This is a genomic window from Archangium sp. (assembly GCF_036388035.1).
Classification (GTDB): Bacteria; Myxococcota; Myxococcia; order Myxococcales; family Myxococcaceae; genus Archangium.
Window position 1 is genome coordinate 1 of record NZ_DASVSO010001028.1, and the last position, 5094, is coordinate 5094.

A 5094-nucleotide genomic window follows, 5' to 3' on the forward strand; every position below is an offset into this window, starting at 1 on the left:
GTCGGACTTCTGCTGCAGCTCGTCGCGGTGCTCCTTCACCCACTTCTCGTAGTCGAGCCGCTGGCGCAGGCGCGCGGCCAGCTCCTCGTACATCTCGGGGAAGGCCTGCTTGAGGGCGGCCAGCAGGTCCGCCTCCCAGCCGCTCGGGTTGAGCTGCTGGAAGTGGCGCATGAGGCTCTCCAGCATGCGCATCTGCGCGTGCGGCTCGCGGATGCGGGCCCCGTAGCGCGTGCGCAGGTAGGAGATGAAGTCCTCGGGCTTCGCCGCCTCGCCCGTGCCCTCTCGCGGGGCCGCCAGGGAGGCTGGAATCGCCAGCTTCCCGCCCTTCGCGGCCCGCTGGGGCGCCTGCGCCGCGCCTGCCTCGGGGGCCACCTCGGAGGGGCCCTCCGCCGGGCGCGTCTTGAAGACGAGCAGCGCCGAGCCGGCGAGGAGCAACACGAGGGCGAGCAGCAGCGGGGCCTTCCGACGATTCATGGGGGACTTCATCTCCGGGGGATGTCGGGGGGAGGCTACCTCCGGAAGACCCTCGCGCGCACGGGGGGGGCCTTCCGGAGGGTGAGGCGGACTGTCAGTCGTAGGTGCCGATGTACTGGAAGATGGCGGCGTAGAACTCGGGCTCGTCGAAGGTGTCCGGGCCCACGCCGACCACGTCCAGGTGGTCCTGGATGATGACGCTCGACATGGAGGTCATCTGCAGGGAGCTGCTGGGCGTGTTGATGTTGCCCATGTAGGGGACGTTGGCGTCGTTGGTGACGGAGTCGAAGCCCAGGGCGGACTCGCTGTAGCGCAGGCGGTAGCCCATCTGCTGCGAGTTGATGCCCACCAGGCCATCGTCATCCGACTCGTTGGCGTAGCCGTCGCCCTTGCCGGCGGCGCCGTCGTTGTCGCAGTCCTCCAGGCAGTAGCCGTCGCCGTCGATGTCGAAGATGAACTCGCTGAGCAGGTAGAGCGCGGGGTTCACGTTCACGCCGTTCTGCGCGGTGACGAGGGACACGTAGCGGGAGGCGTAGCGCGCGTCGATGGGGTTGTTGACGTTGAAGGCCTTGGTGCCGGTGGTGACGCCGTCCGTGGTGCTGTAGTCGTTGTGGACGAGCTGCTTGGCGCCCGCGATGCCGTCATTGCCCGGCCCGTAGATGGTGTTGCCGAAGAAGGTGGCCAGGGCGTCGACGACGCTGGTGACACCGGGCTTGAGGTCGAGGATGTACTTGGCCACGGGCGAGCCGCGGTGGGGCGAGGACACGCTGACGAGCACGCTCACCACGGTGTAGCCCTTGCGGGTGTAGAGCACCTTGGCCGCCTTGCGCGCGTCCAGGCCGCCCTGCGAGTGGCCGATCAGGTTGACGCGGGTGGCGCCCACGCTGGCCATGTAGCCCTCGATGTCGTTGGCCAGGTCCAGGCCACGCACCTCGGACGTCTGGAACGGCTGCACCTGCCCGACGAAGCTCTGCTGGTTGCCGGCGATGTCCTCGTTGCAGCCGACCTCGGCGAACTGGCAGGAGTCGCCGACGAACATGCCGTAGTCGTCGCCCCAGTAGTCATAGCCGAGGATGTTGTCGAAGCCAGACATGCCGTGGGCGAACACCACGGGGTAGGTCGTCTTGGCCGCGCCGGCGTGGGCCTCGGTGGCCAGCCCGGCGGCGCACAGCGCCAGAAGGAGGGTGGAGAGCTTCTTCATGGGAACTCCTGGGGGTGTCCCTGCCGGAAGAGACCCGGTCAGGGCGGTGGGGTAGGGGAAAAGGCGTGACTCGGGGGAGAACCGGGGGACGGGAGCTTCGAGGCCTTCCCGAGTGCTCGGCAACCTCAGCAAACCCCGCGCCAGACCCGGCGCGTCCTCACTCCGAGGGTGGCGCGGCGCGTCATGTGGGGAAAGTGGAGCATTGATGCTCCAGTCAATTTCCGGGCGAGCCGAGGCCGGGCCCTCGCGGTGGCTGAGAAGGCCGTGAAACCGGGGGGTTGGAGTGCCAGCCCCCCCACTGTCCTGGGAAAGGACAGGGATTGACTCGGTTTCAGACAGTCCGGCTCAGGGCCGGAACTCCCAGTGCCAGGGCTCGGAGGGGACGGTGCGCACGAAGCCGTACTCCTTGGCGTGAGCGGCGAGCCACTTATAGGTGGAGGTGCCGGTGCCGCCCACGTTGATGTCGAGCGCGATGCCGCCCTGGTGGTTGGAGTAGCCGGGCTTGGCGGCGAGGTTGCCGGTGCCGTTGAGGTACTTCTGGTAGAGGACGCGCTGCTCCTCCATGGAGCGGAAGGCGCTGTTGACGTGGAGGTTGATGCCGGCGCGGCTCGCGGCGGCGTGCATGCGGGTGAAGGCGGCGGCGGCGTCCGAGCGCATCGACTTGCCGCCGGGGATGGAGGAGATGCTGATTTGCCGGGGCACGCCGTTGACGTAGCCGGTGACGACGCGGCCGCCGCTGGAGGGAGGCGTGGAGGGGCCCTGCACCTTGATGCCGAGCTTGTCCCACGTCTTGGGGCCCACGACGCCATCGGCGGTGAGGCCCTTGGCCTTCTGGAAGGCCTTCACGGCGGCGAGCGTCTTGGGGCCGAAGTCCCCATCGGCGGCGCCGACCTTGTAGCCGAGCGCGTTGAGGCGGTTCTGCAGGGCGCGCACGGGCTCACCGCGGGCGCCGACGCGCAGCGTGGGGCCCGAGCCGCCGGAGGAGGCGGGCGGAGGCGGCTTGGGGGCGGTGGCCGCGTTGAGGGCGCTCCACGTCTTGGGGCCCACGACACCATCGGCGGCGAGCCCCTTGGCCTGCTGGAAGGCCTTCACGGCCGCGAGCGTCTTGGGGCCGAAGTCCCCATCGGCCGCACCGGGATTGAAGCCCGCGGCGGCGAGCTTCTTCTGCAGCGTCACCACGGACGGCCCATTGGCACCCGCGCGGAGTGTGGGAGGCGCGGCGAGGGCTGCGACGCGGGGTGCGAGTGCGGTGGAGCGGGCGATGGCGACCATGGGAAGGGCTCGGTTTTCGAAGTGGGAAAATCTGCTCCCATTTTCGTAAGTGCCGGGAAGAAGTTTCCTCACATCACGCACGGCGTCATCGAAAGAGGGCGTGAGGAAATGCCTGCCACGGGGGCGCGGGCCCCGCTACTCTGGCCGCGGTTCCGGAGGGGAACGTGGCGATCAGGATGAGACTCGACACGCTGGCGGGGGAGACGTTCCTGCGCCAGGAGGGAGAGGTGCCCGCGGAGGAGGGAGCGCGGCTCGCGCTGGTGACGTGCGGGGAGGAGCTCGCGCGGCTGCTGGAGGGGGCGATGGCGCTGTCCTTCTCGCACGAGGTGCCCGAGCGTCCCGAGGAGGACGCGGTGGTGGATCGCTTCCTGCGTGACTGCGCGGAGTACTGCGACGTGCGGGGGCTGCCCGAGGGGCTGCGCGAGGAGATGGAGGCGCACTTCGACACGCTGCTGGAAGGGCTGTGGGGGCTGGACTGGCTGGCGTTCGGCAGCGCGCGGGAGGCGACGCTGGTGCCGGGGGAGAACGCGCTGAAGGGGCGGGCGGTGACGCTGTGCCTGGCGCGCTACGACAGCCCCGGGGTGGAGATGAACGAGCGGCTGCGCCGGTACATGGAGAGCTTCAAGGAAGCGGTGGTGCGCATCCAGGGCGGCTCGGACTCGGGCGAGGGCGGGACGGGAACGCTGCTGCACTGAGCCATCAAAGGCTGTGGAGGAAACTCCTCAGCGGAGCGAAGGCCGCGTGGGAGGCCTCGAACCCGCCCTTCACGGCGTCGAAGGCCTGATGGATGCGCTGCTGTTCCGGAAGCATCGCGAGGTAGGCGTTGAGCCAACCCTTCGCCGCGAGTGCCCTGGTCGGGAATGTCGGCTGGGCACACTGGACGAGCGCATCCACGCAGGAGGCCAGCTTCGGTTCACGCACTGCCTGCTTGCAGAGGAGCTCGATGCTGCCGGGTGTGCTGCCATCGGGGGCCAGGAATGCACCGAGCCGAAGCGACTGACCGGTCACGACTCCGTGGTTGACGGGGACGGTGTGGCCGAATACGGCCAGGGTCTCTTGCGCGAGGCGGAGGGCTTCGCGCGGGTCTTCCTCGACATCAAGCACGAGCCCCACGCTGCGCGCATGGATGAAGCCGGGGTCGAGCCTTGCGAGCATGGCCAATGTCCTCAGGTCGCTGCGCCCGCTGGCCGTCCAGCAGGACAACCCTGACCAGATGGTGGAACCTGCGACGGCCTCACACAGAGCGCGCTCGTCACCACCTTCGACGATGAGAAGTCCGAAGGGGCGATTAGGCAGAGGCGGATTGGGGCGTCGGCTCATCCGCGAATCTCGATACCCATGCGCTCGGCCGCCTCGACGAGATTGCGGTCGTAGACCGTGGCCACTGTCTGGTGCTCCTGGCGATCCAGTCGGATGACCCGAAGGCCGTCGTCATTCAGTGCGGAGAAGGCACGGCACGCGGTCTGGACGCATTCCTCCGAGTGGGTGGTGGCGAAGATTTGTATCTTATGAAGTGCCGAAACTTCGGCCAACCAGTTCCACACCGGTTCTAGTACCGAATGATGCAAACCATTCTCGATCTCATCGATTGCGAGATAGGCTGAATCCCCTCCCGCCAGAACAACAGCGAAGTCGAAGCACCGCTGAACTCCATCTCCCATCATTTGAAGCGGAAGAAGCATCGGTTCACCTGAGACGCGAACGAAGATTGACGCTTGCGAGCCCGTGGGAGCCAGGATTTCCAAGCCTTCGATGCGTTCATCGATCCGACGTATCAGATCACGCACCTGACTATCGTGCCCCTGTTGCTTCAATCGGGATAAATAACTGAGGGCCAGGGTTAAGTCTGGGGTTCCTGTGGTGAACCACCTTCCGTCTGTCGCAGATTGTGGCTGAGGAATGGTCACCAGGCCCTCATCGGGCCGCTGGAAAAACTGAAAGCGCTTTGTCGCCCCCGCACTCTCGACTTCGTGTTCCAACATCCATGTTGAGGTCCGTATTGGCGGACTGCTTGACTGCGCATGCGTGGCGACATGGCTGCCCCGCGACTTGCGTACGGTGAGCCGAATTGGGGGACCGTCCAGTTGGGATGCTCGGATGAGAAAACCTCGTTCCGCATCTCCGCCTCGGAAGATCGACCGCCAGAA

General features: G+C 67.1%; 5 protein-coding genes and 1 pseudogene. 1 reads left to right on the top strand and 5 read right to left on the bottom strand.

Annotation, left to right across the window (positions count from 1 at the left end; all coding sequences use genetic code 11):
- The 3 genes and pseudogenes from VF697_RS42310 to VF697_RS42320 all read right to left on the bottom strand — a co-directional run.
- Positions 1-474: pseudogene (locus VF697_RS42310) on the bottom strand (hypothetical protein); the annotation flags it as partial.
- A gap of 94 nt (positions 475-568) precedes the next feature.
- Positions 569-1675, bottom strand: coding sequence for an acetyltransferase (locus VF697_RS42315; protein WP_331104297.1), 1107 nt, complete (start codon positions 1673-1675; stop codon positions 569-571).
- Positions 1676-2020: 345 nt separating this feature from the next.
- A complete protein-coding gene (locus VF697_RS42320; RefSeq protein WP_331104299.1) occupies positions 2021-2947 on the bottom strand; it encodes a peptidoglycan-binding protein in 927 nt (308 codons plus the stop codon).
- 164 nt (positions 2948-3111) lie between these two features.
- On the opposite strand from VF697_RS42320, the gene VF697_RS42325 reads away from it, so the two are divergent.
- The gene (locus VF697_RS42325; RefSeq protein WP_331104301.1) at positions 3112-3642 is read left to right on the top strand and encodes a hypothetical protein; all 531 of its coding nucleotides are present in this window, start codon (positions 3112-3114) and stop codon (positions 3640-3642) included.
- 4 nt (positions 3643-3646) lie between these two features.
- On the opposite strand, the gene VF697_RS42330 is transcribed toward VF697_RS42325, so the two are convergent.
- Positions 3647-4267 carry a DUF3226 domain-containing protein gene (locus VF697_RS42330; RefSeq protein WP_331104303.1) on the bottom strand — a complete coding sequence of 207 codons (621 nt, stop codon included), beginning with the start codon at positions 4265-4267 and terminating at the stop codon, positions 3647-3649.
- A partial coding sequence (locus tag VF697_RS42335) for an AAA family ATPase (RefSeq protein ID WP_331104305.1) occupies positions 4264-5094 on the bottom strand: 831 nt, incomplete at its 5' end. The genes VF697_RS42335 and VF697_RS42330, both read right to left, overlap by 4 nt.

Excerpts from the sequence above, each read along its gene's own strand:
- VF697_RS42315 (WP_331104297.1), bottom strand. The coding sequence starts at position 1,675 with ATGAAGAAGCTCTCCACCCTCCTTCTGGCGCTGTGCGCCGCCGGGCTG.
- VF697_RS42330 (WP_331104303.1), bottom strand. The coding sequence starts at position 4,267 with ATGAGCCGACGCCCCAATCCGCCTCTGCCTAATCGCCCCTTCGGACTT.
- VF697_RS42320 (WP_331104299.1), bottom strand. The coding sequence starts at position 2,947 with ATGGTCGCCATCGCCCGCTCCACCGCACTCGCACCCCGCGTCGCAGCC.